The 25906-nt window shown below is 71.2% G+C and carries 15 protein-coding genes; 8 read left to right on the plus strand and 7 right to left on the minus strand.

Going from position 1 to position 25906, the window contains the following annotated elements:
* Positions 1 to 12 precede the first annotated feature (12 nt).
* From G4Z16_RS17430 to G4Z16_RS17440, 3 genes are all read right to left on the minus strand, one after another.
* The gene (locus G4Z16_RS17430; protein ID WP_197351688.1) at positions 13 to 993 is read right to left on the minus strand and encodes a Yip1 family protein; all 981 of its coding nucleotides are present in this window, start codon (positions 991 to 993) and stop codon (positions 13 to 15) included.
* Between the two features lie 225 nt (positions 994 to 1218).
* Positions 1219 to 1629: an ATP-binding protein gene (locus tag G4Z16_RS17435; protein WP_197351689.1), complete on the minus strand. Its 411-nt coding sequence runs from the start codon at positions 1627 to 1629 to the stop codon at positions 1219 to 1221.
* Positions 1630 to 2085: 456 nt separating this feature from the next.
* Positions 2086 to 4413, minus strand: coding sequence for a (Fe-S)-binding protein (locus G4Z16_RS17440; protein WP_197351690.1), 2328 nt, complete (start codon positions 4411 to 4413; stop codon positions 2086 to 2088).
* Positions 4414 to 4733: 320 nt separating this feature from the next.
* On the opposite strand from G4Z16_RS17440, the gene dnaK reads away from it, so the two are divergent.
* Genes dnaK through G4Z16_RS17460 form a run of 4 tightly spaced genes read left to right on the plus strand, consistent with a single transcriptional unit; the run spans position 4734 to position 9008 of the window.
* Positions 4734 to 6602, plus strand: a complete 1869-nt coding sequence (dnaK, locus tag G4Z16_RS17445; RefSeq protein WP_028437515.1) for a molecular chaperone DnaK — start codon at positions 4734 to 4736, stop codon at positions 6600 to 6602.
* Positions 6599 to 7303: a nucleotide exchange factor GrpE gene (gene grpE, locus G4Z16_RS17450; protein ID WP_197351691.1), complete on the plus strand. Its 705-nt coding sequence runs from the start codon at positions 6599 to 6601 to the stop codon at positions 7301 to 7303. The genes dnaK and grpE overlap by 4 nt, the downstream gene beginning before the upstream one ends.
* A gap of 57 nt (positions 7304 to 7360) precedes the next feature.
* On the plus strand, positions 7361 to 8548 hold the full coding sequence (gene dnaJ / locus G4Z16_RS17455; protein WP_197351692.1) for a molecular chaperone DnaJ: 1188 nt from the start codon (positions 7361 to 7363) through the stop codon (positions 8546 to 8548).
* 1 nt (position 8549) lies between these two features.
* Positions 8550 to 9008, plus strand: a complete 459-nt coding sequence (locus G4Z16_RS17460; protein ID WP_028437518.1) for a heat shock protein transcriptional repressor HspR — start codon at positions 8550 to 8552, stop codon at positions 9006 to 9008.
* Positions 9009 to 9183: 175 nt separating this feature from the next.
* Here the strand turns inward: G4Z16_RS17460 and G4Z16_RS17465 are convergent, their stop codons facing one another.
* On the minus strand, positions 9184 to 10008 hold the full coding sequence (locus tag G4Z16_RS17465; protein WP_246530912.1) for a methyltransferase domain-containing protein: 825 nt from the start codon (positions 10006 to 10008) through the stop codon (positions 9184 to 9186).
* 76 nt (positions 10009 to 10084) lie between these two features.
* Here G4Z16_RS17465 and pdxR point away from each other — a divergent pair, with 76 nt between their 5' ends.
* A complete protein-coding gene (gene pdxR / locus G4Z16_RS17470; protein ID WP_197351694.1) occupies positions 10085 to 11584 on the plus strand; it encodes a MocR-like pyridoxine biosynthesis transcription factor PdxR in 1500 nt (499 codons plus the stop codon).
* 216 nt (positions 11585 to 11800) lie between these two features.
* Entirely contained in the window at positions 11801 to 12652 is an 852-nt protein-coding gene (locus G4Z16_RS17475; RefSeq protein WP_197351695.1) for a trypsin-like serine peptidase, read from the plus strand.
* 152 nt (positions 12653 to 12804) lie between these two features.
* Here G4Z16_RS17475 and G4Z16_RS17480 read toward each other — a convergent pair whose 3' ends face one another.
* Positions 12805 to 13302, minus strand: a complete 498-nt coding sequence (locus G4Z16_RS17480; RefSeq protein ID WP_197351696.1) for a pyridoxamine 5'-phosphate oxidase family protein — start codon at positions 13300 to 13302, stop codon at positions 12805 to 12807.
* A gap of 106 nt (positions 13303 to 13408) precedes the next feature.
* On the opposite strand from G4Z16_RS17480, the gene clpB reads away from it, so the two are divergent.
* Both clpB and G4Z16_RS17490 read left to right on the plus strand, forming a co-directional pair.
* Positions 13409 to 16048, plus strand: coding sequence for an ATP-dependent chaperone ClpB (clpB, locus tag G4Z16_RS17485; protein WP_197351697.1), 2640 nt, complete (start codon positions 13409 to 13411; stop codon positions 16046 to 16048).
* A gap of 91 nt (positions 16049 to 16139) precedes the next feature.
* Entirely contained in the window at positions 16140 to 16673 is a 534-nt protein-coding gene (locus tag G4Z16_RS17490) for a type III secretion system chaperone family protein (RefSeq protein ID WP_028437522.1), read from the plus strand.
* Between the two features lie 54 nt (positions 16674 to 16727).
* On the opposite strand, the gene G4Z16_RS17495 is transcribed toward G4Z16_RS17490, so the two are convergent.
* Positions 16728 to 20501 (minus strand): type I polyketide synthase, encoded by a 3774-nt coding sequence (locus G4Z16_RS17495; protein ID WP_197351698.1) that lies wholly within the window; start codon positions 20499 to 20501, stop codon positions 16728 to 16730.
* Positions 20498 to 25780, minus strand: coding sequence for a non-ribosomal peptide synthetase (locus tag G4Z16_RS17500; RefSeq protein ID WP_197351699.1), 5283 nt, complete (start codon positions 25778 to 25780; stop codon positions 20498 to 20500). The genes G4Z16_RS17495 and G4Z16_RS17500 overlap by 4 nt, the downstream gene beginning before the upstream one ends.
* Between the last annotated feature and the right edge of the window lie 126 nt (positions 25781 to 25906).

Consider the following 25906-nt stretch of genomic DNA (forward strand, 5'->3'; position numbering starts at 1 on the left):
GCCCCGGGACGGCTAGAGCGTCCCCAGCTTGATCAGTACCAGCAGCGCCACGAGCTGGACCGCCGAGGCGCCCAGCGCCCGCGGCCACGCGATGTCGTGGGAGCGGCTGACCATCATGGTGAACAGCGCGCCGGCCGCCACCCAGGTCGCCCAGCCGAGCACCTGGACGATCGGTGCGGTGCCGCCGAGGAAGAGCGCGACGAGCAGCCGCGGCGCGTCCGTCAGCGACATGATCAGCATGGACAGTCCCACCGTCGGCGCCCACGCGCCGTCGCCCCCGAACTGGCGGGCCAGCGTGTGCGTCACCGAGCCGAGGATGAGGCCGGCGAGCACCACCGCGATGCCCGTGCTGAGCACGTAAGGGATCGCGCTGGAGAGCGTGGCGTGGATGACCTCCTCGCGGGCTTGGTCGAGGCCGAATATGGCCAGCAGTCCGTAGAGGAACGTGACGATGATCGCCGTGGCCCACACGCTGTGGTCCCGCATCTGCCAGAAGGTCGCGCTGGGGCGCAGCAGGATGCCGCTCAGCAGGTCCTTCCAGTGCAGGCGCGGGCCGGGGGGCGGTGCGGGGCGGCTGTAGTCGGGGCCGCCGCCCTGGCCGTAGCCGCCGGCCGGGCCGTACGGGTCGGGCACGGTGAAGGACCGGGTGTGCCCCGCGGAGTTCGCGTACGGGTCGGCGGCGGGGCCGCCCTGTCCCTGCCCGGGGCCCGCGGCGTAGGGACCGGGACCGAACTGCGGGCCGCCGTTTCCGCCCTGGCCCGGTCCTCGGCCGTAGCCCTGTCCGGGATACGGCTGTCCGCCGCGCTGCTCACCGAAGTACTCGGGCTCGCCGTGACCGCGGCCCGTGCCCGGCCACTGCTGGGGCGGACGCTGTCCGTGCGCTCCAGGGCCGGGCCCCGGAGCGGCCTGCCCCGGTCCCTGCGGTCCGCCGTACTGCCCTCGCTGCTGCGCGTTCCGGGAACCCCGGCCGCGTCCGATCCTGAAACCAGCCACGCCTTCGAACGTACCTTGTCCGCGCGGCCGCAATGTCGGGCCGGAGAGATTGGCGACGGCTTTGTGGCCGATCCGGTACAACCCGTAGGGCTCACCCCTAGGGCGGCGGCGCGCGCCGTCAGCCGTAGGTACGAGGGGGCCTGGACGGAAGGGACGAGGAGGCTTCGGCGGACGGCATGAGGCACGCGGCAAGGCCGCGGGCGCCCTCGCGCTCGTGTCCGTGTCTCAGCCGCCCCCGGGCAGCTTCACGGCGAGCGTCACGACAGCGCCGGAGTCCGGGCCGGCCGGTTCGACGCTGAGCCTGTCGGTGACGAGGCGGGCGAGCCACAGGCCGCGGCCCGCGGTGGCTCCCGCGACACCCGGCGCCAGTTCGGGGATGACGTCCTCGGAGAAGCCCGGGCCGGAGTCCTCGACGCGGCACTCCAGTTCGCCCGCGAGGTGACGCATCACCAACCGCCCCGTTCCTCCCGCGTGTTCGACGGCGTTCGTCGCCACGGCGTCGACGGCGACCACGAACTCACCTCTGCGGGGCTCCGTGAGCCCGGCAGAGGCCGCGCACTCCTCGACCTCGATGCGGATGCGCGGGAGGTCGCGGGAGGTGAAATGCAGTCGGCACAGGCGCTCGTTGGTCAGCATGCGCCCATCTCCTCGACGGTGGTCGGTCGTCTACGAACCGGGTCCTCCCCTTGCCCGTACGGCATGCGGGCCCGGTTACTTGTGCCCCGCACGTTATCGGGCTGTGTGCTTCGAGTGGAGAGGTGTAAGTGCCACTCGTCGGCGACCGCGGGCCGTATCGGGGCGTGACGCGTCTCCCGTCTCGCAGAGACAGGGGGGACAGGGCGGGTTCTCGCCGCCACGTCGCCGCCGTCCAGCAACGGGGTCGCCTCCTTCAGCTCGGGATTTCTGCAGCCGCTGGTCAGCGAGGCTAAGGCGCGGGGTGCCGGTTGGGTATCCCCCGAAGGCGATTGACGTGTGAAGAACGCTAAGTGACTGAATAAGAACGGAGTTTGTCGCAAAAGAGCGGAGCTTGCCGTTCTGGACGGCAAGCTCCGCTCGTTTACGTGTATTTGTCCGGGAGAGCGGCCCCGAAGCCTACTTTGCGGGCTCGGGTTCAGTGCCCGTGCTCTCCTCCTTCTGCGGCTTTTCCGGCTCCTCCGGCTCGTCCGACGGGCCGTCGTCGTCACCGGGCGTGCGCACGGAGTCGAGCAGCAGCTGGGCGACGTCCACCACCCGCAGCTCCTCCTTGGCCTCCTTGTCGTTCTTCTTGCCGTTGACCGAGTCCGTCAGCATGACGAGGCAGAACGGGCAGGCGGTCGAGACGATGTCCGGATTCAGCGAGAGGGCCTCGTCCACGCGCTCGTTGTTGATGCGCTTGCCGATGCGCTCCTCCATCCACATGCGGGCGCCGCCCGCGCCGCAGCAGAAGCCGCGCTCCTTGTGGCGGTGCATCTCCTCGTTCCGCAGGCCCGGCACCTTGCCGATGATCTCGCGCGGGGGTGTGTAGACCTTGTTGTGGCGGCCCAGGTAGCACGGGTCGTGGTAGGTGATCAGGCCCTCGACCGGTGTGACCGGCACCAGCTTGCCCTCGTCGACGAGGTGCTGGAGCAGCTGCGTGTGGTGGATGACCTCGTAGTGGCCGCCCAGCTGCGGGTACTCGTTGGCGAGCGTGTTGAAGCAGTGCGGGCAGGTTGCGACGATCTTCTTCTTCGAGGCGGGGAGCTTGGTGCTCTCGTCCTCGTCGTCCTCGCCGAAGGCGGCGTTCAGCGTCGCGACGTTCTCCTCGCCGAGCTGCTGGAAGAGGAACTCGTTGCCGAGACGGCGGGGGGAGTCACCGGTGCACTTCTCGTCGCCGCCCATGATCGCGAAGTTGACGCCCGCGATGTGCAGCAGCTCGGCGAAGGCCTTGGTGGTCTTCTTCGCCCGGTCCTCCAGGGCGCCGGCGCAGCCGACCCAGTAGAGGTAGTCGACCTCGGTGAGGTCCTCGACGGTCTTGCCGACCACGGGCACCTCGAAGCCGGTCGCCTCGGCGAGCTCCTTCGTCCACTCCAGGCGCTGCTTCTTGGCCAGGCCCCAGGGGTTGCCCTTCTTCTCCAGGTTCTTGAGCATCGTCCCGGCCTCGCTCGGGAAGGCGCTCTCGATCATCACCTGGTAGCGGCGCATGTCGACGATGTGGTCGACGTGCTCGATGTCCACCGGGCACTGCTCGACGCACGCACCGCACGTCGTGCACGACCACAGCACGTCCGGGTCGATGACCCCGTTCTCCTCGGCGGTGCCGATCAGCGGCCGCTCGGCCTCGTCCAGGGCCGACTGCGGCACGCCCTTGAGCTGCTCCTCGGTCGCCTTCTCCTCGCCCTCCATCGTCTTGCCGCCGCCGGCGAGCAGGTACGGGGCCTTGGCGTGCGCGTGGTCGCGCAGCGACATGATCAGCAGCTTCGGCGAGAGCGGCTTGCCGGTGTTCCATGCGGGGCACTGCGACTGGCAGCGGCCGCACTCGGTGCAGGTGGAGAAGTCGAGGATGCCCTTCCAGGAGAAGTCCTCGACCTGGGAGGCGCCGAAGCGGACCTCCTCCTCGTTGTCCTCGTCGAGAGCCGTCTCGAAGTCGATCTCCTTGCCGCCGGAGACCATCGGCCGCAGCTCGCCCAGTGCCGTGCCGCCCTGCGCGTCGCGCTTGAACCAGATGTTCGGGAAGGCGAGGAAGCGGTGCCAGGCCACACCCATGTTGGTGTTGAGCCCGACGACGATCATCCACACGAACGACGTGCCGATCTTGATGAGCGCGACGAGGTACGTCAGGTTCTGGAGCGCGCTCACGCTCAGCCCCTTGAAGGCGGCCACCAGGGGATACGAGACGAAGTAGGAGGCCTCGTAACCGTGGACGCCGTGCAGGGCGCCCTCGAGTCCGCGCAGCACGAGGATGGCCACGCCGATGGTGAGGATGACGTACTCCACGAAGTACGCCTGGCCCGCCTTGGAGCCCGCGAAGCGGGACTTGCGGCCCGCGCGCGAGGGCAGGCTCAGCAGCCGGATGACGATGAGCGTGACGATGCCCAGCGTCGTCATCAGGCCGAGGAACTCCGTGAAGATCTCGTACGGCGCCCACGTGCCGATGAGCGGCAGCGTCCAGTCGGCCCGAAAGAGCTGGCCCAGGGCGTGGACGAGCGTCAGCACGAGCGCGAAGAAGCCGATGGCGACGAACCAGTGCGCGAAGCCGACGATGCCCCAGCGGTTCATCCGGGTGTGGCCGAAGAACTCTCGGGCCACGGTGAGCGTGCGCGCTCCGGGGTCGTCGGTGCGAAGGCCCTCCGGCACCGGCTGTCCGAGCCTGACGAAGCGGTAGATCTGCGCGATGGCGCGCGCGAACAGCGCGATGCCGACCGCGGCCAGCACCAGCGAAACGACGATCGCGGCGAGTTGCATGAGGGCTCCTCGGGCGGCCTTCGAGCGAGACCTGATCGGTTGGCTTACTAAGCGGTAACTTAACTGATCCGTACGAGATTACCCACTCCCCCGGTCCTGCTGATACCCGGGCGGGCGGTGATATGCGTCGCGGGGCGCTCGGAGCTCCCCGCGCGCCCTCCGGTGAGGCCCGACCCCTTGCTCCGTCCCTGGTCGGAGGCGGGTGCGCATAAAGACGGCATAAGAGTTGAGTGTCCTCCACTCAAGCCAGTTGACGTTCTCGGGGCGGCCAGGCACTCTTGAGTCAGCTTCACTCAAGACATCAGCTGGAGGAAACCGAAATGGCACGTGCGGTCGGCATCGACCTGGGCACGACGAACTCCGTCGTCAGTGTTCTCGAAGGCGGTGAGTCCACCGTCATCACCAACGCCGAGGGCGCCAGGACCACGCCGTCCGTGGTGGCCTTCGCGAAGAACGGCGAGGTGCTCGTCGGCGAGGTGGCCAAGCGTCAGGCTGTGACCAACGTCGACAGGACCGTCCGGTCGGTCAAGCGTCACATGGGCACCGACTGGAAGATCAACCTGGACGGCAAGGACTTCAACCCGCAGCAGATGAGCGCCTTCATCCTGCAGAAGCTGAAGCGCGACGCGGAGTCCTACCTCGGTGAGAAGGTCGAGGACGCCGTCGTGACCGTCCCGGCGTACTTCAACGACGCCGAGCGTCAGGCCACCAAGGAGGCCGGTGAGATCGCGGGCCTCAACGTGCTGCGCATCGTCAACGAGCCGACGGCGGCCGCCCTTGCCTACGGCATGGAGAAGGAAGACCAGACGATCCTGGTCTTCGACCTCGGTGGCGGCACCTTCGACGTCTCGCTGCTGGAGATCGGCGACGGCGTCGTCGAGGTGAAGGCGACCAACGGTGACAACCACCTCGGTGGTGACGACTGGGACCAGCGCATCGTCGACTACCTGGTCAAGCAGTTCCAGTCCGGCCACGGCGTGGACCTGGCCAAGGACAAGATGGCCCTCCAGCGCCTCCGCGAGGCGGCGGAGAAGGCGAAGATCGAGCTGTCCAGCTCCACCGAGACCACGATCAACCTGCCCTACATCACGGCGTCCGCCGAGGGCCCGCTGCACCTGGACGAGAAGCTGACGCGCTCCCAGTTCCAGCAGCTGACGGAGGATCTGCTGGAGCGCTGCAAGACCCCGTTCCACAACGTGATCAAGGACGCCGGCATCCAGCTGTCCGAGATCGACCACGTGGTGCTGGTCGGTGGCTCGACGCGTATGCCCGCCGTCGCCGACCTGGTCAAGGACCTGACCGCCGGCAAGGACGCCAACAAGGGCGTCAACCCGGACGAGGTCGTCGCCATCGGCGCCAGCCTCCAGGCCGGTGTGCTCAAGGGCGAGGTCAAGGACGTCCTCCTGCTGGACGTCACCCCGCTGTCCCTCGGCATCGAGACCAAGGGCGGCATCATGACCAAGCTGATCGAGCGCAACACCACGATCCCCACGAAGCGTTCGGAGACCTTCACCACGGCCGAGGACAACCAGCCGTCGGTGCAGATCCAGGTCTTCCAGGGCGAGCGTGAGATCGCCGCGTACAACAAGAAGCTCGGCATGTTCGAGCTCACGGGCCTGCCGCCCGCGCCGCGCAACGTGCCGCAGATCGAGGTCAGCTTCGACATCGACGCGAACGGCATCATGCACGTGTCCGCGAAGGACCTCGGCACGGGCAAGGAGCAGCGGATGACCGTCACCGGCGGCTCGGCGCTCCCGAAGGAAGACATCGAGCGCATGATGCGCGATGCCGAGCAGTACGCCGACGAGGACGCCAAGCGCCGCGAGTCCGCGGAGACGCGCAACCAGGCCGAGCAGCTCGTCTACACGACCGAGAAGTTCCTCAAGGACAACGAGGAGAAGGTCCCGGGCGAGATCAAGACCGAGGTCGAGACCGCTCTCGAGGACCTGAAGGAGAAGCTGAAGGGCGAGGACACCGCGGCGATCCGCGAGGCAAGCGAGAAGGTCGCGGCGACGAGCCAGAAGCTCGGTCAGGCCATGTACGCCGACGCGCAGGGCGCCCAGGGTGAGGCCGGAGGTGCCCAGGCCGGTGCCGAGGGTGCCGGTGAGGCCAAGGCCGAGGGTGACGAGGACGTCGTCGACGCCGAGATCGTGGACGACGAGCAGAAGCCGAAGGATGGTGCAGCGTGACGGAGGAGACTCCGGGCTTCGACCAGAAGTCCGACGTCCCCGCCGACGCCGCACAGCCCGATGACGCTGCGGCGCAGGCCGCCGGAGTCCCCGCCGACGAGGCGGGGGTTCCGGTGGAACCGGCCGGGGACGTGACCGAGAACGAACAGGAAGGCCTCTCCGGAGAGACCCCAGCAGGCCAGGGCCCCCAGGAAGCGGCGCTGACCGCTCAGCTGGACCAGACCCGCACGGCTCTGCACGAGCGGACCCAGGATCTGCAGCGGCTCCAGGCGGAGTTCCAGAACTACCGCCGCAGGGTCGAGCGCGACCGCGTGGCGGTGAAGGAAGTCGCCGTCGCGAATCTGCTCACGGAGCTGCTTCCGGTGCTCGACGACATCGGCCGGGCCCGTGACCACGGCGAGCTCGTCGGCGGCTTCAAGTCGGTCGCCGAGTCGCTGGAGATGGTCGCGGCCAAGATGGGTCTGATGCAGTTCGGCAAGGAGGGCGAGCCCTTCGACCCGACTGTGCACGAGGCGCTGATGCACTCGTACTCGCCCGACGTCACAGAGACGACGTGCGTGCAGATCCTTCAGCCCGGGTACCGAATCGGCGAACGCACGATCCGTCCCGCGAGGGTCGGTGTCGCCGAGCCGCAGCCGGGTGCCACGGGTGCGGAGGAGTCCGCCGACGAAGAGGAGAACGGTGGCCCCGACCAGGGCTGACCAGACAGAACAGAGCGGCACACGCGGACACGGCACCGGGGAGGAGGGACGCCGCGGATGAGTACGAAGGACTTCATCGAGAAGGACTACTACAAGGTCCTCGGCGTCCCGAAGGATGCCACCGAAGCCGAGATCAAGAAGGCGTACCGCAAGCTCGCCAGGGAGAACCACCCCGACGCCAACCGGGGCGACGCCAAGGCCGAGGAGCGCTTCAAGGACGCCTCCGAGGCCTACGACGTGCTCGGCGACACCAAGCGCCGCAAGGAGTACGACGAGGCGCGCGCCCTGTTCGGCAACGGGGGCATCAGGACCGGCGGTCCCGGTGGTCCCGGCGGAGCGGGTGGCTTCAACTTCGACCTGAACGACCTCTTCGGAGGCGGTCAGCCCGGAGGCGGCGGCGGTGCGGGCGGCTTCGGCGGCGGTCTCGGTGACGTGTTCGGCGGTCTGTTCAACCGCGGCGGTGCCGGTACGCGCACGCAGCCGCGCCGCGGACAGGACATCGAGTCCGAGGTGACGCTCAGCTTCACCGAGGCCGTGGACGGGGCGACGGTCCCGCTGCGGATGTCCTCCTCGGCGGCGTGCAAGGCGTGTGCCGGCACGGGCGACAAGAACGGCTCACCGCGTGTGTGCCCGACCTGCGTCGGCACCGGCCAGGTCTCGCGGGGCGGCGGTGGCGGCTTCTCGCTGACCGACCCCTGCGTGGACTGCAAGGGCCGCGGGCTCATCGCCCAGGACCCTTGTGACACGTGCAAGGGGTCGGGACGGGCGACGAGTTCGCGCACCATGCAGGTCCGCATCCCGGCGGGCGTCAGCGACGGGCAGCGCATCAGGCTGCGCGGCAAGGGCGCACCGGGCGAGCGGGGCGGCCCGCACGGCGACCTGTACGTCGTCGTCCACGTCGACCGTCACCCGGTCTTCGGGCGCAGGGGCGACAACCTGACGGTGACCGTGCCCGTCACCTATCCGGAAGCGGCGCTCGGCGGCGAGATCAAGGTGCCCACGCTCGGCGGCCCGCCGGTCACGCTCAAGCTGCCACCGGGCACGCCCAGCGGCCGTACGATGCGGGCCCGCGGCAAGGGCGCCGTGCGCAAGGACGGGACAAAGGGCGACCTGCTGGTCACCATCGACGTATCTGTTCCGCAGGATTTGAGCGAGAAGGCGAAGGGCATCCTGGAGTCCTACCGCGACGCGACCGCGGCGGAGGACCCGCGGGCGGCTCTGTTCAAGGCCGCGAAGGGAGACTGAGGTGAACGGCCGAGGTGGACGACGCAACCCCTACCAGCTGACCGACGAGTCCCCTGTGTACGTCATCTCGGTCGCCGCTCAGCTCTCGGGTCTGCACCCGCAGACCCTGCGCCAGTACGACCGCCTCGGCCTGGTCTCTCCGGACCGCGCCGCGGGGCGCGGCCGGCGCTACTCGGCGCGCGACATCGAACTCCTGCGGCAGGTACAGGAGTTGAGCCAGGACGAGGGGATCAACCTCGCGGGCATCAAGCGCATCATCGAGCTGGAGAACCAGGTCGCGGCGCTGAAGTCCCGCGTCGTGGAGCTCCAGCAGGCGGTCGAGGGCGCCGCGGCGGCCATGCAGCAGCGTGAGGCCCAGGTTCACGCCTCCTACCGCCGCGACCTCGTCCCGTACGAGGACGTGCACCCCCAGTCCGGCGCCCTGGTGGTCTGGCGCCCCAAGAAGCAGCGCCGCGACTGACGCACCCACGGGCTCCCGGCGGGCGGCGGGCCTCGGGGGCGTGCTGCAGCCGCCGGGTCTCAGCCCCTGCGCGGGCCCAGGACGCAGAACGCGTTGCCCTCCGGGTCCATGAGTGTGACCCATGGGACGTCCTCGCCCTGTGGTGAGGCGGTGAGCGTACTGCTGCCGCCGGAGCTCAGACGGCGGCTCCTGGCGCGACGCCGACCGCCTTGAAGTACGTGTAGTGGAAGGTGCCGCCCGGTTCCGCGGTGCGGTGCAGGTCGGCGATGCCGCGGTCCCAGTCGGCGCGGGTCATGAGGCCCGCGGCCAGGACGTCGTCGCGGATGAGTTCGTACATGGCGATGAAGGTGTCGCGGGTGAAGCCCTGGACGAGGTCGGGCCGGTTCCCGTCGGCGTAGACGGTGAGTGGCCGTACGTCCACGCCCGCATAGCCCGCTTCGGTCAGCAGCGGGTGCAGCCGGCGGCCGATCAGCGCGTCGCCCCTGCCCGTGGACTGGAGCCGCACCTGGGTCTCGACCACCGCGTGTGCGGGGGCGCTGTCGGGGTGGAAGAACACCGAACCGTGGTCCCCCTCGATCACGGTGACGGTCCCTCCGGGACGCAGCAGCCTGCGCAGCCCGGCCAGCGCGCGCCGCGGCTCGGGCAGATGCTCCAGCACGAAGCACACGAAGAGATGGTCGAACTCCCCGTCCCCGTACGGGAGATCGAACAGATCGGCCCGGCGCCACTCCACATTCGCCCCGGGCGCCCGTGCCGTCACACGTTCGCGGGCAAGGGCCAGCGAGCTCTCCGAGGTGTCGACGGCCACGATGTGCGCCTGCGGGCTGGAGGCGACGAGGTGCACGGTCTGAGCGCCCGTTCCGCACCCGGCCTCCAGCACACGGCTGCCCGGCGGGTAGGCCGTGCCCTGGTGCAGGAGCGCGGCGAGGGTGTTCGCCTGGTCGCTGAGGCGGCCTGCCTCGCGCGCCGAGTAGCCGTGTACGTAGCGGGCCGATGTCACTGGTCGGCCTCCCTCCCGGGCGGTCCGCACCCGTCGTCGACGCTGTCCGTCCTCACTCTGCTGGGACCATGGACCTGTGGACAGGGCCAAAGAGAGTGCAACTGACAGGTCCGTATCGGCGTCGGCCGCGGTGGGTTCCGACTTCCTCCAGCTCGACATCGCCGACGCACCGCGGGGAGGGCTGGCCGGCTGGCTGGCCCGGCGGCTCCGGCTCGCGATCTCGGACGGACGGCTCCCGGTGGGCAGCAGGCTCCCCGCCTCGCGGGTGCTGGCCGCGGAGCTGCGGGTCTCGCGTGGCGTGGTCACCGAGGCGTACCAGCGGCTGAGCGAGGACGGGCACGTCGCGGGCCGCGGCCGGGGCGGGACGGTCGTGGTCGCCGCGGCCGCGGCTCCGGCCCCCGCGGTGACAGGGCCGCGGCGGCTCCCGGCGCGTGGGGAGGTCTTCGACGCCGAACCCCGTACGGAGATCCTCGAGACGCTCCGGGCCGTCCACGCCCGCGTCGATCTGACGCCCGGCGTGCCCGACCTGGCGGCGTTCCCCCGTACGGCCTGGCTGCGCGCCGAGCGCTCCGTGCTGGGAGAGCTCTCGGTCCACGGGCTCGGTTACGGGGACCCGCGCGGGGAGCCGGAGCTGCGCCGCGCGGTGGCCCGCTGGCTGGCCCGTAACCGAGGCATCGGGGCCGGCGAGGACGAGGTGGTCGTCGTCGCGGGCGTCTCGCAGGGGCTCGCGTTGCTCGCCCAACTGCTGCGCGAGGACGGTCTGCACGAGGTGGCCGTGGAGGAACCCGGCTCGCTCGGGGGCCGTCAGGTGCTTCGCAGATGGGGACTGGGCACACCGCCCGTCGAGGTGGACGGGGACGGCGTCGACGTCGGCGGGTTGCGAGCCTCCGGAGCCGCGGCCGTGCTGCTGACCCCGGCACACCAGTTCCCCACCGGCGTGGTGCTCGGCGGCGACAGGCGCCGTGAGCTGATGCGCTGGGCGGACGAGGGCGGACTGGTCGTCGAGGACGACTACGACGCGGAGCACCGCTACGACCGTCCTCCCGTTCCGGCGCTGCGGTCGATGCTGCCGGAGCGGGTCTGCTACGCCGGCAGCGTCTCCAAGCTCCTGGCGCCCGCGCTGCGGGTGGGGTGGGTGCTGGCGCCGCCGCGCTACCGGGAGGCCCTGGTGGACGCCAAGCGGCACACGGACCTCGGCAACGCCGTGCTGCCGCAACTCGTGCTGGCGAAGCTGATGGAGTCGGGGGAGCTGGAGCGGCAACTGCGGCTCATGCGGCGGCGGCACCGCCGTCGCCGGGACGCGATGATCGGCGCCGTCGGGGCGCATCTGCCGGACGCGACCGTGCACGGCGCCGCGGCCGGCCTGCATCTGACGGTCACTTTCGACGACGGGCGGTTCGCCGACACCGCTCTGGCGTCGGCGGCGCTCGAGCGGGGGATCAAGGTGCAGCCGCTGTCCTGGCACCGTCAGCGTCACGGTCCGCCGGGGCTCGTCCTCGGGTACGCCGCGCGGACGGAGGCCGACATCCTGGAGGCGGTGAGGGACCTGGGCGAGGCCCGTCGGCGCATGTCCTGACGCGTGCCTCTGTCCTGGCGGGCATCTGCTGGCGGTGCCTGCCGTGACGGTTCCGGACGGTGCGTGCCGTGACGGCGCGGATCGTCGGGCGGGGCGGCGAGAGGGCGGGGCGGGTGGTGCTCATGTTCCGGGCGCGGTCGGGTCGTGAATCGCGCCTATGACCCGATCGGGTGTGTGCGGTTGGCCGCCGGGGAAGCGGAGGCAGAGCGTATATGCATGACGTCGACACGTGCGGCGCTCGCCGCCCTCCTGACCTGCTCCACGTCGCTGGCTCTCATGGGGGCTGCGCCCGCGCCGTATCCGCCCTCTTCGAAGGGGGAGCGCTGGCCGCAGGGAACGGTGCGGACGGTCGGGAAGCTCGTCGCCAAGCTGCCGGGTCATCAGGCGGAGTCGTGTTCCGGCGCCATCATCGACTCACCGAGCGGCAGCGTCGTCGCCACCGCCGCGCACTGCATCTCCAGCCCGGAGCGCCCCGTTAAGCCCGTGGCGATGTACTTCCAGCCCGCCTACAGGGGCAAGGACGCCGACAAGAGCGGCAGGCGCGGCGGCACGGGTGACGCCCCGAAGGCCGTCATCGCCCACGGGTGGAAGGTGGAGTCGTGGAAGACGGCGCCGGGCTGGGACACCCACAAGGACCTGGAGTCCGTCCTCCCCAACGACTGGGCGTTCCTGCGGATGGAGAAGCGCAACGGCCGCACCATCCAGCAGGTGTACGGAGCGAACAAGCTCAAGACCGAGCCCGTGCCCGGCGGCACCACCGCCACGCTCGGCTACCCCGCCTCCTCGCCCTACGACGGGGAGACGCTCAACTACTGCGCGGGCAAGGCACATCGCTACCGGGGCGGTGAGATCCCGGCCGCCAACGTGGGCGCCCTGTCCCTCACCCCGTGCCGGCTCACGCAGGGGGTGAGCGGCGGTCCCTGGCTGCGGGGCTTCGACAAGAAGCGGGGCGCGGGGACGCTGGTGGCCGTGACCTCGGTCGGCTCCGAGAACGAGTTGCTGGGCAGGCCGTATCCCAAGTCGGCCCGCGGGCTCCTTAAGGAGTTCGGCGCCAAGCACGAGCGCTGAGCAGGACGTCGGGCACAGGCACTGAGCGGGACGCCGGGCACGGACGCCGAGTCCGGACGAATCAGGCACAGCCTCCCGGGTCCGGCGGGCGGGGGCGGGGCCCGCCGTCGCTCCTGCGTCCGGGACCCGACTCCTGCTCGGCGGCCGGTGGTTCAGGTTTCGCGGCTCATGCCCAGCGTCCGGTCGACGGTGATCTCGATCAATACGCGTTCGGGGTTGGGGCTGGGCCGCCTCCCGTACCGCTCCTCGTAACGGCGCTCGGCGTCGGCGACCGATTCGGCGTCCGTGAGGATCCGTGCGGTGCCCTCCAGCGTCGACCAGCGTCCGCCGTCGACCTGGCACAGGGCGACGCGCATGCCGCCGGTGCCCGCCGCCGCGATGTTGCGCGCCTTCCTGCTGGTTCGGCGGGTGACCACGCGCGCTGTGCCCACGACTGCCCGCTCGACGCCCGTGCCGGGTGTCCCGTCCGGCCGCGCAGGGCCGTCCGTCGGGCCCGCCGGGGCGGGTTCGTACGTCACACTCACGGGCACCACGTGCGGTGTGCCGTCGGGCCGGAGGGTGGTGAGGGTCGCGTAGCGGCGCTCCGTCCAGAAGGCGGCGTGAGCGGACGCGGCGGACGGCTCCGGCGGGTGCGTTTCCATGCTCGTCATGGGAACGAATCTAGTGCCGTGATAGTTGAGTGGAATAGACTCAACTTGCTGGATGCTGAAGCTAGCAGCGAGCAAGTAGCCGCATACGAAGGAGGCACGCACGCCAGTGGACGCGGAGCTGACCAACAAGAGCCGTGAAGCGATCAGCGCGGCCAGCGACCGGGCGGTGACGGACGGGCATCCGGACATCACCGCCGCCCATCTGCTGCTCGCGCTGCTCCAGGGTGAGGACAACGAGAACATCTCCGACCTGATCGCAGCCGTCGAGGCCGACCAGGCGGCGCTCCGCTCGGGCGCGGAGCGCCAGATCGCCGCGCTGCCCAGCGTCCAGGGATCGACGGTGGGCAAGCCGCAGCCCGACCGGCCGCTGCTGGCCGTCATCGCGGACGCCACGCAGCGCGCGAAGGAACTCGGCGACGCCTACGTGTCCACCGAGCACCTGCTCATCGGCATCGCCGCCAAGGGCGGCCAGACGGCCGACCTGCTCAAGGAGCAGGGGGCCACGGACAAGAAGCTGCTCGACGCCTTCCAGTCCTCGCGCGGCAGCCGCCGGGTCACCAACGCGGACCCCGAGGGCACCTACAAGGCGCTGGAGAAGTTCGGCACGGACCTGACCGCCGCCGCACGCGAGGGCAGGCTCGACCCGGTCATCGGCCGGGACCAGGAGATCCGCCGCGTCGTGCAGGTGCTCTCCCGGCGTACGAAGAACAACCCGGTGCTCATCGGCGAACCAGGCGTCGGCAAGACGGCAGTGGTCGAGGGTCTGGCCCAGCGCGTGGTCAAGGGTGACGTGCCCGAGTCGCTGCGCGACAAGCGCCTGGTCGCGCTCGACCTCGGCGCGATGGTGGCGGGCGCCAAGTACCGGGGCGAGTTCGAGGAACGGCTGAAGACGGTGCTCTCTGAGATCAAGGAGAGCGACGGCCAGATCATCACCTTCATCGACGAGCTGCACACCGTCGTCGGCGCGGGCGCCGGCGGCGACTCCGCCATGGACGCGGGCAACATGCTCAAGCCGATGCTGGCCCGCGGTGAGCTGCGCATGGTCGGAGCCACGACGCTCGACGAGTACCGCGAACGCATCGAGAAGGACGCCGCGTTGGAGCGCCGCTTCCAGCAGGTGCTGGTCTCCGAGCCGACGGTCGAGGACTCCATCGCGATCCTGCGCGGGCTCAAGGGGCGCTACGAGGCGCACCACAAGGTCCAGATCGCCGACAGCGCGCTCGTCGCGGCCGCGGCGCTCTCCGACCGCTACATCACCTCGCGGTTCCTGCCGGACAAGGCCATCGACCTCGTCGACGAGGCCGCGTCCCGGCTGCGCATGGAGATCGACTCCTCGCCGGTCGAGATCGACGAACTCCAGCGTGCCGTCGACCGGTTGAAGATGGAGGAGATGGCGCTCGCCAACGAGACCGACCCCGGTTCCGTCGAGCGCCTGGAGAGGCTGCGCCGCGAACTGGCCGACCGCGAGGAGGAGTTGCGCGGTCTGACCGCCCGCTGGGAGAAGGAGAAGCAGGGCCTCAACCGCGTCGGTGAGCTGAAGGAGCGCCTGGACGAGCTGCACGGCCAGGCCGAACGCGCCCAGCGCGAAGGGGACTTCGAGACGGCGTCGCAGCTGCTGTACGGGGAGATCCCCGGGGTGGAGCGCGAGCTGGAGGAGGCCTCGGCCGCCGAGGAGGAGGCCGCGTCCCAGCCCGAACGCGAGACGATGGTCAAGGAGGAGGTCGGCCAGGACGACATCGCGGACGTCGTCGCCTCCTGGACGGGCATCCCCGCCGGCCGGCTGCTGGAGGGCGAGACCCAGAAGCTGCTGCGCATGGAGGAGGAGCTGGGCAGGCGCCTGATCGGTCAGACCGAGGCCGTACGGTCCGTCTCCGACGCCGTCCGGCGCACGCGCGCCGGCGTCGCCGACCCGGACCGCCCCACCGGCTCGTTCCTCTTTCTCGGCCCGACCGGGGTCGGCAAGACCGAACTGGCCAAGGCGCTCGCGGACTTCCTGTTCGACGACGAGCGCGCCATGATCCGCATCGACATGAGCGAGTACGGGGAGAAGCACTCCGTCGCCCGCCTGGTCGGTGCGCCCCCCGGCTACGTCGGATACGAGGAGGGCGGCCAGCTCACCGAGGCGGTGCGCCGGCGCCCGTACTCCGTCGTGCTGCTGGACGAGGTGGAGAAGGCGCACCACGACGTCTTCGACATCCTGCTCCAGGTCCTCGACGACGGGCGGCTCACGGACGGCCAGGGCCGCACGGTCGACTTCCGCAACACCATCCTCGTCCTGACCTCCAACCTGGGCAGCCAGTACCTGATGGACCCTCTGGAGAAGCAGGAGGAGAAGCGCGAGAAGGTGCTCGCGACCGTCCGCTCGTCCTTCCGCCCCGAGTTCCTGAACCGCCTCGACGACGTCGTCGTCTTCTCCGCACTCAGCGGGGACGAGCTGGGCCGTATCGCCAGGCTCCAGATCGACGCGCTGCGGCGGCGGCTCGCCGACCGGCGGCTGGAGCTGGAGGTCACCGACGAGGCACTGTCCTGGCTGGCCCGCGAGGGCAACGATCCGGCCTACGGGGCAAGGCCGTTGCGCCGTCTGGTGCAGACGGCGATCGGCGACCCGCTGGCCCGGGAGATCCTCTCGGGCGAGGTGCGCGACGGTGACACGGTGCGCGTCGACCACGTCGAGGGCTGGGACGGCCTGATGGTCGGCAGCACCGAGCGCGATCCGGGAAGCGAGGCGGACGCTGTGAGCGCCTGACCGGCGGCGACGCGGGCCGGTCCCGCGTCGCTTGCCAGGAAGGGCCCGGCATGGTGGAGGATGGCGACATCCGTACGAAGGGAAATACACGGTGAGCATCGATCCGTCCTCGATTCCGAACTTCGGGGGCCAGGAGCCCGACCCGGAGGAATCCGGCCCGACCGGCCCGGTCATCCCGGACCAGGAGCTGGTCAAGCAGCTGCTGGAGCAGATGGAGCTGAAGTACGTCGTCGACGAAGAGGGAGACCTCGCGGCGCCGTGGGAAGAGTTCCGCACGTACTTCATGTTCCGGGGCGAGGAGGAGCAGCAGGTCTTCTCGGTCCGTACGTTCTACGACCGTCCCCACCCGATCGAGGACAAGCCCAAGCTGCTGGAGTCCATCGACGACTGGAACCGGCGGACGCTGTGGCCGAAGGTCTACACGCACACGCACGACGACGGCACCGTCCGTCTGATCGGTGAGGCCCAGCTGCTGATCGGCACCGGCGTCTCGCTCGAGCACTTCGTCTCCAGCGTCGTCAGCTGGGTGCGGGCGTCGATCGAGTTCGACAGGTGGCTCGTCGAGCAGTTCGGTCTGGAGAAGGACGCCGAGTCCGGCGAAGAAGGGCCCGACGGCTCCGCGTGACGCACGAGTACGCCGGGCGGCCGGGCGCCCCCTTCCGGGGCGCCCGTCGCTGTCTCAGGCGTTCCGCAGCGCGTTCCTCACCTGCGTGATCATGGGAGTGAGGACGCGGCGGCCGCCGATCTCGTGGAACTCCGGGTCGTGGTCCTCGATGGCCCGCTCGACCGAGCGGCCCCACAGGACCGGGTGGTCGATCTGGGCGACGAGTTCCTCGGCGACCCCGTCCGCGGAGTGCGGCCGTGCCGTCGTATTGGCGATGACCGGGACGGACGGCGGCGCCCACCGGGACGCGGTCCGCTCCAGCACGGTGCGGAACTCGCGCGCGGCCGGACGCATCAGCCGCGAGTGGAACGGTCCGCCCACGTCGAGCCTGCGCACCGAGCGGGCGCCCCTGCCGAGCAGCACGGACGTCAGGTCGTCGAGCTCCTCGTCCGGGCCCGCGAGGGTGTGCAGACGGGGTGCGTTGGCGGCGGCGAGGTCCACCCCCGTCTGATCCCGCTCGTCCAGGATCGCCCGGATCTCCTCCTCCGCGAGACCGCTGACGGCGATCATTCCGCCGCCGGTGATGCGTGACATGGCCGCGCCGCGCTCCGCGGCGAGCCGCAGGCCCTCGGCGAACGAGAAGACCCCTGCGGCCTCCAGCGCGTTGTACTCGCCCAGGCTGTGCCCCAGTACGACGGCCGGCTGATCCGAGCTCTCCTCCCGGTGCTGCCGCAGCGCCAGCGCGCCCACGGTGTAGAGCGCCGGCTGGGTGTACGCGGTGTCCTTGAGCGGGCGCTGCGGATCCCCGGCGCACAGCTCCGCGATCGAGTACCCGAGGACATCGTCGGCCTCCGCCGTCAACTCGGGGTAGCGGGCGAAGAGTTCACGTCCCATTCCCTCGAACTGGCTGCCCTGGCCGGGGAAGAGCAGCGCTGAGGGGCGTTGCTGCCCGCCGCCCGGTGCCGGGGTGCGTCCTGTTCTGCCCGCGCCGAGCGCCTGGTCGTAGGCGTACGCCAGCTTCGGCAGCCGGGGTGCGTCGAACATGCTGAAGTGGTGGCCGGAGACGGGCGTCGCCCGCAGCTCGCCGGTGAGCAGATGCCGCCAGTCCTCGATCGTGCAGCCGGCGGCGGGTGCGCCGGCCGCCGCGCTCAACAGCCCGTCCGGGAGCGGCTGTTCGGCCGTGAAGAGGTGGACGGGACCGTTGTACCTGCGCGGCCGGTACGCGGCCAGGGCTCGGTCGCACACGCGCCATACCTCGTACATGGTGCGCAGTTCGCGGACGGTGGCCTCGCTCCAACTCGACGGGCGGACCGACTCGATGGCCTCGTCGGCCGTGCGCGGCGCGGGGTCCGGCTCGGGGGCGGGAAGCCCGAACATCAGGCGCAGCAGCTGGGGATAGAGATCGAGGAACTCCTGCTCGCTCAGCGCGCGGTCGCCCGGCTGCGGTGGCGGCGTGTCCCACATCAGCACCCGCTCGACCTCCTCGCCCGCCTCGGTGAGCAGCTGGGCGGCCTCCAACGCGACCGCCCCGCCCAGCGAGTAGCCGCCGACGCGGTACGGGCCGTGCCCCTGCACCCGGCGTATCAGGCGGACGTAGTGCCGTGCCATGCGCGGGACGGTGGTCAGCGTGCCGGCGAGCGCGGAGGGGTAGCCGATGCCGTACACGGGGCTCGCGTCGCCGCTGTGCGCGGCGAGGGCCTGGGCGAAGGAGACCGAGCCGCCCGAGGGGTGGATCAGGAACACCGGGGTGTCCTTCCCCGAGCGGTCGGGGCGGCCCTCCTTGATCAGCACCATCGTGTCGCCGGCGTCGCCGTCCTCGTCGTGCGGCGCCGCGTACCACTCGGCCACCCGGCGGGGTGTGCACAGCCTCGTGAACTCCTCCAGCGTCAGGTCGGCGCCCAGCTGCCCGCGCAGCGCGTCGACGAGGCCGATGGCATGCAGCGAGTCACCGCCGAGCGCGAAGTAGTCGTCGTCGGGGCCCGCCGATGCGATGCCCAGGTGAGCCCGGAAGATCCCGGTGGCGGCCTCCAGGGGACCCGTCGCCTCTTCCGCACCGGTGCGTTCCCGCTCCTCCCCGCGGCTCTCCGGCCGCCGGTCCTCGGGCTCCGGTTCGATCCAGTGGCGGGTGCGCCGCAGACGAAGTCCCGGCAGCCGTATCTTCCGCGCGTCGCCGGGATCGCCGGGATCGCCGGCGCTGCCCGTCGGCACGGCGTTCGGGTCCTCGGCGCCGTGCGCGCCTCGTTCGCCCTGCGCCGCCGTCCCGCCGAGGTCGCTCTCACTCACCGCGCGCAGTTCCGCTTTCGCCTGTTCCAGGTCGGAGGCGGTCACGCTGGTGCGGCGCTGCAGCGGAAGCCGGCCGTGGGCCAGCGTGTACGCGAGATCGTCGAGCCGTGTCTGCGGGTTCCCCTCCAGGTGGGCGAGCAGATCGCTCGCGGTGTCGCGGAGGCGGTCCGCGTCGGGCGCCGACAGCAGCAGCACGTGGCCCTCGTCACCGGGGTCCGGCCGAAGGGCCGCACGGGGCGGGGGAACCGGCGCCCTCTCCAGCACGCAGTGCGCGTTCGTGCCGCCGATGCCGAGGGAGGTGACGGCGGCGGCGTCGATGGAGCGCTCGGGCCGGGTCGGCCGGCGGTGGACGACGAAGGGCGTCTCGGGCAGCCGCAGTTCGGGGTTGGGCTCGGTGAAGTTGATCTGCGGCGGGACCACTTGGTGGTGGAGCACCAGGGCCGTCTTGATCAGTCCTGCGACGCCGGCCGCCGCGTCGAGGTGCCCAATGTTCGCCTTGATGCTGCCCAGGGCGCACTCGCCGGGCGGGTCGCCTGTGCTCTCGTACGCGAGCTGAAGCGCCGCCACCTCTATGGGATCGCCGAGGTAGGTGCCCGTGCCGTGCGCCTCGACGAAGCCGACGGCCGAGGCGGGAACACCGGAGACGTCCAGGGCGGCGCGGACGACCTCGTCCTGGCCCATCGCGCCCGGCGCGCTGTAACCCGCCTTCGCCGAGCCGTCGTTGTTGACGGCGCTGCCGGCGACGACGGCGTGTATGTGGTCCCGGTCGGCGAGCGCGTCGTCCAGGCGTTTCAGTACGACCACTCCGCAGCCGCTGCCGCGCACCATGCCCGAGGCCGCGGCGTCGAAGGGACGGCAGTGTCCGTCGCGCGCGAACGTGCCGCCCGCCTGATGGCGGTAGCCCACGGTCTGCGGCGTGAAGACGCTGACCCCGCCCGCCACCGCCACGTCGCACCGCCCGGACTGCAGCGCCGCGCACGCCTGGTCCACGGCCACGAGGGAACTCGAGCAGGCCGACTGCACGGTGACGCTGGGGCCCCGCAGATTCAGCGCGTAGGAGACGCGGGTCGCGAGGAAGTCCTTGTCGTTGCCGAGCAGTACGGGATAAGTGAACGCCTGGTCGCGGTGTTCCGCCGAGCGCAGGACGTTGTGGAGCAGGTACGAGCTGAGGCTGGCGCTGCCGAAGACGCCGATGCGTCCGCCGTGTGCGGTGGGCGGCGTGCCCGCGTCCTCCAGCCCGGCCCACACGGATTCGAGGAAGATCCGGTGCTGCGGGTCCATGAGCCGGGCCTCGGCCGGGGTGATCCCGAAGAAGTCCGCGTCGAACTCCTCGATGCCCGGCAGGTCGGCGCCGAAGGGCACATAGTCCGGGTCGTCCGACTGGCTCTCGGGGACGCCGGCGGCGCGGAGTTCGGCGTCCGAGAAGCGGCGCACGGCTTCCGTGCCCGATGACAGCATCGACCACAGGGCGTCGATGTCAGCCGCACCCGGGAAGCGGCCCGCCATGCCCACGATCGCCGTTCGCGCACTTCCCGTGCCGGGTGCCGTCGGGGTGCCGGTGTTCAACTCCCCTCACCCGCCTTCTCCTCCATGCACAGCCTGTGGACATGCGCGGCGTACGTGCGGACCGTCGGATGGCTGAAGACGTCGACCATGCGGAGCCGCGCCAGCCCGAAGCGCTCGGCCACCTGCTGGTGGATGAGCGTGACGTGCAGGGACGCACCCCCGATGTCGAAGAGACGCTCGTCCGGGTCGAGGGAGTCGACCGTGATGACGTCGCGCCAGATCGCGGTGATCTGCTCCTGCACCGAGGCCGGATCGGGCACCGCGGCCCCCGGTTCGGCCGCCGGCACCTCCGCCTCCGCCTCCGCGCCCGGCTCGGGGGCCTCCGCCTGACGCCCGGCCTCCGGGGCGCCTTCGCCGACCGCCTGCGGCTCACCCTGCTGACCGCCCGCGTCCTGCACACCGCCCGCGGCCGGCGGGAGGGGCAGCGCCGTACGGTCGATCTTGCCGCCCTCGGTGAGCGGGAAGCGTTCCAGGGCCATGAGCACGCGCGGCACCATGTACGCGGGCAGCCTGGCGGCGGCCACGTCGGTCAGCTCCCGTGGAGAGACCTCCTGGCCGGCGGCCGTCGTGTAGTACGCGGCCAGATAGGGGCTGCCGGGCCGGTCCTCGCGCCTGGTGACGACCGCGTGCGTGACGTGCGGGTGCGTGCGCAGGGCTGCCTCGATGTCGCCCGGCTCCACGCGGAAGCCGTACAGCTTGATCTGCTCGTCGGCGCGGCCCACGTAGTCGATGGTGCCGTCGGGCTGCCAGCGGGTGAGGTCGCCGGTCGCGTAGAGCCGTTCACCCGGGGGACCGTACGGATCGTCCGTGAAGCGCTCGGCGGACAGCTCCGGGCTGCCCAGGTAACCCTGGGCGAGCCCGGGCCCGCCCAGGTGGAGTTCGCCCACGACGCCGACCGGCACCGGCTGCCGGTGCCCGTCGAGGATGCGGACCCGGGTGTTGGGGGTGGGGCGGCCGATCGGCACCGGTGCTGTGACCTCGTCCGGGGAGTTCATGACGTGGTACGTGGCGTACGTCGTGGCCTCGGTCGGCCCGTACGCGTCGATCAGCCGCATGCCCGGCGCCGCTTCGAGGGCGGCCGCGGCGAGCGCGGGATTGAGAACCTCACCGCCCACCACGAGCGTGTCGAGCCCGGAGAGCGAGGAGGGCGCCGCCTCCGCCTGACGGTGGAAGAGCGCCGTGGGCATGTCGGCGTGCGTGACCTCGTGCCGCGCCATGTGGGAGGCCAGCCCGTCGGGGGTGACCACGCCCGACGGCGGCAGGACGAGCCGCCCGCCGTTGCCCAGCGTGCCCCACATGTCGAACGTGACGAGGTCGAAGGAGAGGGACGCCACGAGCAGCAGCCGCGTTCCGGTGCCGAGCCCGGCCCAGCGCGGTGCGCCGAGCGCGAGGTCGACGACGGCGCCGTGCGGGATCTGGACGCCCTTGGGCTTCCCGGTGGATCCCGACGTGTAGATGACGTACGCGATGTCCTCGCCGGTGATGGCGACGGCGGGCGCGCGGGCCGGGCCGGCCGCGATCGCCGCCCGGTCCTCGTCGAGGAGTTCCTCGGTGAGAGTGACGACGAGATCCGCGTCCTCGGCCATGAACGAGAGCCGGTGCTCGGGATAGGCCGGGTCGAGGGGCACATACGCGCTGCCGGTCTTGAGGACGGCGAGGAAGGAGACGACCGCGTCGCTGCCGCGTGGCAGGCAGACGCCCACCCGTGAACCGGGCTCGGCACCCCGCTCGGCGAGATAGTGGGCCAACTGGTCCGATCGGCGCACCAGTTCCCGGTAGGTGAGCTCTTCCTCGTCCGTCACCAGTGCGACGGCCCCGGGCGTGGACTCCGCCCAGTGGTCGACCAGTTCGTGCACGCAGACAGCCGCGCCGGCCGTGCCGTGCGGGGCCGCCTCCGGCGGGCCGCCCGCGAACGTGCCGAGGATCTGTGCCTGTTCGGCCCCCGTCAGCATCGTCAGCTCCTGCACGGGCATGTCCGGCTCCGCGGTCGCGGACTCCAGGAGCGTCCGGAAGTGACCGAGCAGGCGCTCGACGGTCGCCGCCCGGAACAGGTCGGTGCTGTACTCCGCGGTCAGGCGGAGGCCGCCCCCGGCGTCCGGGATGAGGTTGACGGTGAGGTCGAACTTGGCGATGCCCGTGTCGTAGTACTCGAAGGCCGACTCGATCCCGGCGAACGTCATCTCGTGCCGGTAGATGTCCTCGGGGACGAGGCACACCTGGAGATAAGGGTTCTCCACCCCGGAGGTCCGGCGCAGTTCCTCCATCAGCAGCCCGTAGGGCGCCTGTTGGCGGGCGTAGGCACCGGTGACCGTCTGCCGGGTGCGGGTCAGCAGCTGCCGGAACGAGGGGGCGCCGCCGAGATCGGCGCGGAGCGGCAGCATGTTGAGGTAGTAGCCGACGGCTCCGGCCGTCCGTATCCGGTCGCGGCCGGAGAAGGGCGTGCCGACGGCCACGTCGTCGGTGCCGCAGTACCGGGAGAGCAGCACGTGGAGGGCCGCCAGGAACGCGCTGTAGCGGGTGGCCCCGCCGGACCGGGCCAACTCCTCCACATCTTCGACCAGTTCGCGCGACAGGTGGCCGCGTACGAGCGCCCCGTTCCCCGAGGCCGTCTCCGGGCGCGGGAAGTCGGTGGGCAGATCCATCCTGTCCGGCAGGCCCGCGAGCTGCTCCCGCCAGTACGCCACGTCCTCGTCCACATGGCCGCCGGCGACCATCTCGTGCTGCCACAGGGCGAATTCGGCGTACTGTCCCTCGGGCGGGCCGAGGCCCTCCATGGAACCGGTCGTGTACTGCGTGTACAGCGTGGAGAGTTCGTCGAAGAGGATGTCCGCCGACGCCCCGTCGAACGCGCTGTGGTGCAGGGTCAGCACCAGCAGGTGCTCCTCGTCGCCGCACCGCACCAGGTGTGCGCGCAGGTGCCGGCCGCGGGAGAGCTCGAACGGTATGTGCACCGAGTCCCGTACGGCCTGCCGCAGTTCGGCGTCCCGGTCCCTGTCCGCCGCGGTGCTCAGATCCTCGGTGGTCAGCTCCACCGGTTCCGCCGGGCGGACGATCTGCCGCAGCGCGCCGTCGCTCATGACGAGGTCGGTACGCAGGGCCTCGTGCCGCTCGACGACGGTGTCGAGCGCGTAGGAGAGCGCGTCCCGGTCGAGGGGACCGCGCAGGCGCAGCGCGAGGGGTTCGTTGTAGACGGTGCTGCCGGGGTGCAGCGAGTCGTGGAACCAGAGGCCGCGCTGCCCGTACGTCGCCGGGACGGGTTCGCCGGGCTGTGCGGCCCGTATCTGCGGAGGCTCGGCAGGGGCGGGGCCTGCCACGGCGCTCGGCGGCGACGTCTCGGCGAGCGTCCTGCTCACCACTTCCTGGAGGTCGCCGAGGTCGTCCGTCAGCAGGATGTCGAGCACCGGCACCGGCCTGCCCAGGCGCTCGGTGAGGGTGGCCGCCATCCGGCCCGCGGCGAGCGAGTCCCCGCCGTTCGCCAGGAAGGAGAGCCGGGGGTCCGCGGCGCCGGACGTGCCGCCCAGCACCTCGTTCCACAGTCGCAGGAGTTCGGGCTCGACCGAGGTGTCCTGGGGGTGCTCGCCGGCCGCGGGGGCGAGGTCCGGGATGTGGGTGTCGGCGGCGAGGGCCGCCCTGTCGATCTTGCCGTGCTCGGTCAGCGGGAACCTCTCGCGCACGACGATCCGGTGGGGCACCGCGTACCAGGGCAGCCGCTCGAGGAGCTGCTTGCGCACGCGTGCCAGGTCGAGCGACTGGCCGGCCGGTCCGGGGGCGGGGACGACGTACGCGACGAGTTGATCGGCGCCGGAAGCGCCGCCGGTGCCGGTGCCGTCCGCCGCGGCGGCGGCGCCGGTGCCGCGTGCGCCTTCGCCTGTGCCGTCCGTGCCTTCGCCTGTGCCGTCCGTGCCTTCGGCAGGTGCCCCGGCCGCCGGCCGCTTGAGCACGACGGCCTGCGCGAGACCGGGCTGGTCGAGCAACGCGTGCTCCACGTCCCCCGGCTCGACCCGGTGACCGCGGATCTTGATCATGTGGTCGACCCGGCCGAGGAAGGTGTGCACGCCGTCGCCGTCCACCCGGACGATGTCACCGGTGCGGTAGTAGGTCCCTTGCGTGCCGTCCTCCGCGGTGCGCGTGTAGAAGGCGGGCCGGTCCCCGTCCTGCGGGTGGATGTAGCGCCCGACTCCCACGCCGCCGATGTGCAGTTCTCCTCGTGTGCCCTCGGCGCCGTCCGCGAGGCCCGGCCCGTGTCCGTCCGTCGCCTCGGCTGCCTGGACCGCCGTGCCGTCAGGTTCCGCCTCCAGCGGCTCGACGAGCAGGTCGGTCGCCCGTATCGCCGTGCCGATGGGTGTTCGTTCCGGCCCCTCGTCGGCCTCCGTCACCTCGTACATCGACACGCACACCGACGCCTCGGTGGGGCCGTAACCGTTGATCAGCGTGAGTCCGGGAAGGGCCCGCTTGATCTCGCCGAGCAGACCCCGGGGTATGGGCTCGACGGCGACGATGATCCGCTCCAGCGACCGCAGGTCGAGCCCGGACCGCAGCCCCTCGGCCAGGGCCGGGAGGAAGGCGGCGGGGACGTACGCGTGCCCGATGCGCTCCTCGGCCAGCCACTGCGAGAACTCCGCCGGGTGCCAGCGACGGCTGTCCGGCGTGACGACGAGTTCGCCACCGGTGGTCAGCGACGTCCACGTCTCCAGGACTGCCGCGTCGAACCCCGGGCTCGCGCACGTGCTGTACCGGGTGCGCGGTGCGAGTTCGCGTCTGGCCACGCACTCGTCCAGGAGATTCAGGATGCCCTCGTGCCGGATCACGATCCCCTTGGGACTTCCCGTCGAGCCGGACGTGTAGATCACGTAGGCGTCGTCGGACGTCACCCGCGCCGAGTCCCCCCACGCCCCGGCGGAGACGTGCGAATGCGGGTCCGGTCCGCCGATCACGGCGGCCGGGGCGGCGTCGGCGAGGATGCTGTCGATGCGCTGCCGGGGATAGGACAGATCGACCGGCAGATACGGCTTGCCGCAGCGCATCGCGGCGAGGGCGGCGCTCACCTGGTCAGGGCCGGGCTCGATCAGTACGGCGACGGGACCGGGGCGGTCCTCCACGAGCGGGCCCAGCTGCCGGGCGAGTGCGCGGGAGGAATCGCTGAGCGTGCGGTACGTCGCCTCGGCCGCGCCGGACCGGACGGCAATGGCCGACGGGTCACGCTCCGCTGCTGCGTCGAAGCGGCGCAGCAGCGTGTCCGTGCCCGACTGTGTCCTGGGGGTGACTGCCTGCTGTGTCATGGCGGATGCTCGCAGGGTCGGCGTATTTCACCCTGGCCACGCGGCCCCCGAGTTCCGATCGGACCGGTCACGATCGGACGTCTGCGGTCCGGTCCCGGTCCCTGGCGCCAGGTTGTTGCACTCACG

The organism is Streptomyces bathyalis (genome assembly GCF_015910445.1).
In the GTDB taxonomy this organism is placed as follows: Bacteria; Actinomycetota; Actinomycetes; order Streptomycetales; family Streptomycetaceae; genus Streptomyces; species Streptomyces bathyalis.